The organism is Allobosea sp. 05T422_2 (assembly GCF_056396265.1).
The window spans coordinates 1-5129 of sequence record NZ_JBFTLD010000378.1 but is presented as its reverse complement, the minus strand read 5'-3'; the positions used below and the strand labels follow the sequence as shown (position 1 = coordinate 5129).

Genomic DNA, 5129 nt, shown 5'->3' with positions numbered 1-5129 from the left:
ATTGAGCAAAGCGCTTCCGAACAGGGCGTCACGGTAACTCTGGAACACGAGGCCGATGTTTCTCAAGCTGCGGCAATCGTGCGATTGGCCAAGCTCAACGGCTGTGATCTCGTCGTGATGTCTACTCATGCCCGGCGTGGCGTGCAGAGGGTCGTGCTTGGGAGCCAGACGTTGGAGGTGCTGGCAAGTACGACTATCCCTGTTCTGGTGATCCGGTAGTCGATCCTCCCTGACGTTGCCCCGTTTTCGGCGGTTTTGGAGCTCTTTCGGGGTCGATGTGTAACAGTATACGCTAAGAAACATACACTATATCAGCGGTTTAAACCCTTTCGGCAGCTTAGGCAGTGCCATGGTGCCCCATCGGGCACGAACCGCCCACGCTCCCTCGTCACGCCGCTGGCAGGCAAGCCGGGCCGAGCGGTTCGAAACTCTTATAGGTCAGGATGAACTCCTGGTGGCCGAGCTCCTCCGATTTGGTGCTCCCGCCCTTGGCCAAGGAGATGACGAGGTCGCGGATTTCGCGGCCGACCTCGTCGAGCCCAGCGCGGCCCTCGAGGATCCGCCCGGCATCGACATCCATGTCGTCGGCCATCCGGCGATAGGTTTCCGGGTTCGCGCAGATCTTGACCACCGGCGAGATMGCCGAGCCGACGACCGAGCCGCGGCCGGTGACGAACAGCACGCAATGGGCGCCGCAGGCGATCAGCTCCGCGATCTCGGCATTGTCGTTGATGTTGGGGAAGCCGAACCGCACCTCGCCATCGGGCACGACATCGAGCAAATAGAGCCCGCCATGGGGCGGGATGTCGCCGGGCTTGATCAGGCCCGAGATCGGCGAGGCCCCGGATTTGGCATAGGCGCCCATCGACTTCTCCTCGATCGTCGACAATCCGCCCTCGGCATTGCCGGCGGCGAAGGAGCCATAGCCGAGCGTCGCGTAGTAGCGGGCCGCCTTGGCGACCGATTTCTCCAGCTCCTCGCCGAGTTCCGGTGTCACGGCGCGCGCCGCCATGATGTGTTCGCAGCCGATCAGCTCGCCGGTTTCCTCGAAGATGCATGCGGCACCCTCGGAAATCAGCAGGTCGAAGGCGCGCCCCGCCGCAGGGTTCCCGGTGATGCCCGAGGTGCCGTCCGAGCCGCCGCAGACGGTGCCGACGACGAGCTCACTGAGCGCCATCGGCACGGTCTCCTGCTCGTCGAGATGCGCGCGCTCGGCCTCGATCCAGGCGCGCCCTTCCTTGATCGAGCTGCGCGTGCCGCCCGTGCCCTGGATGATGATGGTCTTCACCGGCCGGCCCGAGGCGCGCACGACCCGCTCGAGCGCATATTTGTTGAAACTCTCGCAGCCGAGCGAGATCAGCAGCACGGCCCCGACATTGGGGTGGGTGCAGAGCCGCTCCATCATCTTCTCGGCATAGCCATTGGGATAGCAGCCGGGAAAGCCGATGACATGGACGCCGTTCTCGCGCCAGGGCAGGGCGATCTCGCGCGCGACGTGATGCGCGCATTCGACGAGATAGGCGACGGCGATTGTGTTGCGGATGCCCTTGCGCCCGTCGGACCGGAGATAGCCGCGCATGTCGTTCATTGGACGGCTCCCGCCTTGCGCTCGTCTTCGAGATGATAGGTCGGGGTGTAGTCGCTCTTCATGTTCTGAACATGGACATGCTGGCCGGGCGCGATCGCTTCGGTCGCCACGCCGATCGGCGCCCCGTATTTCAGGATTTTTTCGCCGGTGACGATCGGCTTTCGCGCGACCTTGTGGGCGAGCGCGATATCACGGTCGAGCACGGCCGGGCCCGCGCCGGTTTCCACGGTCTCGCCGGCGGCGAGCCTCATCCGCGCGACAAAGACGTTGTCGCGCGGATCGAGCAGGATGAGCCGGGGATCGTGCTGAGCCATGGGCTTAACTCCTTGGAGGAGCCGGCCGCGTCAGTCCGCGCGACCGGGCAGGCAGGCCGCAAGCGATCAGAACTTGCCGAACTGGAGATAGGCTTCCTGCGGGTCCGTGCCGGCGAGGATCGCGGTGCGGACCTTGTTCTCGGCCGAGATCGCCGTCTCCGCCTTCTCGAGCACCTCCTCGATCACTTCGACGGGAATGCGCACGATGCCGTCGCGGTCGCCGAGGATGTAGTCGCCGGGCCGGATCCAGACCGAGCCGATCTTGATCGGCTCGTCGATCGTCTTCGGCATCCAGAATCCGACGATGTCGCGTGGCGTATAGGCGCGGAAATAGGCCTGGAAGCCCATGTCGACCATGAACTCGGTATCGCGCGACAGGCCGTCGATGACGCAGCCGCGCACGCCCTTGTTCTTGAGCGTCTCGGCCGAAAGCTCGCCCATCAGCGCGACCTCGTCGGTATTGGGCTGGCAGACCCAGACATGGCCGGGYTTGGCGCGCGAGAGCAGGCCGGTCCAGCCGAGCAGGGTTTCATGCGCGTCGAAATCCGGATCGGTCTTGCCCTCGACGGTGAAGGCCGGGCCGGCGAGCTTCTGGCCGGGCAGGAGGGGCCTCAGATCGGACGGGAGCGTGAACTCCTTCAGCCCCATCGCGCGCATGACATCGTGGATGATGCCGGTATAGCAGCGTTCCAGCCGCTCGGTCAGTTGATCGCTCAAGGCTTCCTCCGTATCAGGGCTTCGTCGCGCCGGGACGCGCTGCCATTGCGGCCAAGGTGCCGGCCGGGAGCAGGGGCCGCAAGCGCGTTTTTCGCGCCTCGACGATGCGTTTCAAACGGTTTAGGTGTTCGAGTCGACCCGTTCCCAGCCCTGGGGCGAGAGGCGCTCCTGCGGCAGGAAGCGGGCCTTGTAGGCCATCTTGGGCGAGCCATCGACCCAATAGCCGAGATAGACATAGGGCAGGCCGAGCTTGCGGGCCCGCTCGATATGGTCGAGCACCATGAAGGTGCCGAGCGAGCRCTGCTCCAGCATCGGGTCGAACACGGAATAGACCATGGAAAGCCCGTCATTCAGGCGGTCGGTCAGGGCCATGGCAAAAAGATCGCCGACGCCGCGCCCGGTGAAGCCGCTATCGGGGCCGCGCCGGCGGTACTCGATCAGGTTGGTCTCGACATGCGTGTCCTCGATCATCATCGCGAAATCGAGGGCCGACATCGAGGCCATGCCGCCATCGGGATGGCGTTCGTCGAGATAGCTGCGGAACAGCGAGTAGTGCTCGGAGCGCGGCTCCGGCGGCAGCTCCTCGCCGATCAGGTCGCAATTGCGCGCGAGCACGCGCCGGAAACCGCGCGACGGCCGGAAGTCGTCGACGCAGACGCGGACGGAGACGCAGGAGCGGCAGGTCTCGCAGGCGGGCCGATAGGCGATGCTCTGCGAGCGCCGGAAGCCGCCTTGCGAGAGCACGTCGTTGAGGTCGCGCGCTCGCCCGCCGACAAGGTGGGTGAACACCTTGCGTTCCTCCCGCCCGGGCAGATACGGGCAGGAGGTCGGTGACGTCAGATAGAATTGCGGGGCATCCCGCAACGGGCGCGTCACGTTCGTATCGCTCCGGAAACGACCTGAACCACGAGTGTAGCAGCAGCGCAGCCGGCAACAAGAGTTGCGATGACGATCAGGCGCGAACGACGACCAGTCCCGTCAGGATGTCGTGGCCGAGCCTGCGGTCATCGCGCACCAAACCGCAGAGAATATCGAGCACCMAGAGCGCGACCGTGCCTGCCGCGACATAGAACAGCAGGGCGTGGACGGCGGCTGCGAGCCCGTCGGGACGGCCGCCATTGACGGTCTCGACCCTGAGGCCCGCCATGCGCATRCCCCAGGTCGCCTGTTTCCGGCCGCCGATGGTMAGCGCCGCATAGCCGAGCGCAGTCGCCACCGTCGCGATCGGCAGGAGCAGCCAGGTCGCGCCGAAGGTGACGAGGCCGAGGAAGATCAGGAGCGCGACCACGAGCCAGCCCAGAATGAACAGGGCGATGATGTCGCCGATCCAGGCGAACAGGCGCGACCCCAGCACGCCGCTGACATTCTGCAGCGGGCGCTGCTCGATCGGCGTGATCGCGGGTTGCTGATAGCTGCGTTCGCTCATCGAAGGTCGAGATCCTTTGTTCCGGGGGGCGCATCCGGTGGTGGTGCGCTCCGCCGCCATAATGTTTGATCAGCGGTCTTGTTCCGCAAGGCCACGCGGAAAGATACGGCGCGGCTGGAAGCCATTGGCCCGCAGCGCCTCCTCGATGGCGCGCGTATGGCTCTCGCCGCGCGTCTCGACGGTGACGTCGAGCGTCACGCCCTTGGCCGGCACGTCGAGGAAGAGCCTGCCATGGCTGACCTCGAGGATGTTGGCGCCGTGGTCGCCGAGCAGGCTCGCGACCTTGCCGAGCAGGCCCGGCCGGTCGCTGGCGGTGAGGCGGAAGGCGGCGATGCGGTCCTCGCGCTCCAGCTCGCGCACCATGATCGCGGCGAGCAGCCTCGTGTCGATATTGCCGCCGCAGAGCACGAGGCCGACCTTTTTKCCGCGATAGCGCTCCGGCTCCTTCAGCATTGCGGCGAGCCCCGCGGCGCCGGCGCCCTCGGCCAGCGAATGCTGCAGGCTGGCATAGGCATTGACCGCGCGCTCGATCAGGTCCTCGCCGACAAGGACGATATCGGAGACCAGGCTGGAGACGATCGGCAAGGTCAGTTCGCCGACCGTCTTCACCGCGATGCCTTCGGCCAGGGTCGCGCCACCGATCGGCCGGTCCTCGGCATTCACGGCGTTGTAGAAGGAGGGATAGAGCTCGGCCTCGACGCCGATCAGCTCGATCTCCGGCTTCAGGGCCTTGGCCGCAATCGCGTTGCCGGCCATCAGCCCGCCGCCGCCGAGCGGGATGATCAGCACGTCGAGATCGGGCGCATCGGCCAGCATTTCGCGCGCGATCGTGCCCTGGCCCGCCATCACGGCGGCATCGTCATAGGGATGCACGAAGACCAGGGTCTCGGCCTGCGCCAGCTCGCGGGCGCGCACGGCCGATTCGTAGAGCGTTTCGCCATAGAGCACGACGCGGGCGCCATGGGCCCTTGTGTTCTCGACCTTCACCAGCGGCGTCGTCTCCGGCATCACGATGGTCGCCGGAATGCCGAAGCGGMGCGCGTGATAGGYGACGGCCTGTGCATGGTTGCCGGCGGACATGGCG

7 protein-coding genes are annotated in these 5129 nt (G+C 66.0%); 1 reads left to right on the top strand and 6 read right to left on the bottom strand.

The window, feature by feature from the left end; translation table 11 throughout:
- The coding region (locus tag AC1DJT_RS34400) for a universal stress protein (protein ID WP_476835838.1) at nt 1-219 on the top strand (219 nt) is incomplete at its 5' end.
- Nucleotides 220-388: 169 nt separating this feature from the next.
- Here AC1DJT_RS34400 and AC1DJT_RS34395 read toward each other — a convergent pair.
- From AC1DJT_RS34395 to AC1DJT_RS34370, 6 genes are all read right to left on the bottom strand, one after another.
- Nucleotides 389-1588 (bottom strand): UxaA family hydrolase, encoded by a 1200-nt coding sequence (locus tag AC1DJT_RS34395; protein ID WP_441504759.1) that lies wholly within the window; start codon nt 1586-1588, stop codon nt 389-391.
- Entirely contained in the window at nt 1585-1902 is a 318-nt protein-coding gene (locus AC1DJT_RS34390; RefSeq protein ID WP_441504758.1) for a UxaA family hydrolase, read from the bottom strand. The genes AC1DJT_RS34395 and AC1DJT_RS34390 overlap by 4 nt, the downstream gene beginning before the upstream one ends.
- A 66-nt stretch (nt 1903-1968) precedes the next feature.
- The gene (locus tag AC1DJT_RS34385; protein WP_441488709.1) at nt 1969-2619 is read right to left on the bottom strand and encodes an RraA family protein; all 651 of its coding nucleotides are present in this window, start codon (nt 2617-2619) and stop codon (nt 1969-1971) included.
- 120 nt (nt 2620-2739) lie between these two features.
- Nucleotides 2740-3495 carry an arginyltransferase gene (locus tag AC1DJT_RS34380; RefSeq protein WP_476835837.1) on the bottom strand — a complete coding sequence of 252 codons (756 nt, stop codon included), beginning with the start codon at nt 3493-3495 and terminating at the stop codon, nt 2740-2742.
- 76 nt (nt 3496-3571) lie between these two features.
- On the bottom strand, nt 3572-4045 hold the full coding sequence (locus tag AC1DJT_RS34375; protein ID WP_476835836.1) for an RDD family protein: 474 nt from the start codon (nt 4043-4045) through the stop codon (nt 3572-3574).
- 69 nt (nt 4046-4114) lie between these two features.
- Nucleotides 4115-5129: pyridoxal-phosphate dependent enzyme (locus AC1DJT_RS34370; RefSeq protein ID WP_476835835.1), on the bottom strand; the 1015-nt coding region annotated here is incomplete at its 5' end.

What these genes read in the sequence shown, in the direction of transcription:
- AC1DJT_RS34390 (WP_441504758.1), bottom strand. Translation starts at nt 1,902, where the DNA reads ATGGCTCAGCACGATCCCCGGCTCATCCTGCTCGATCCGCGCGACAAC.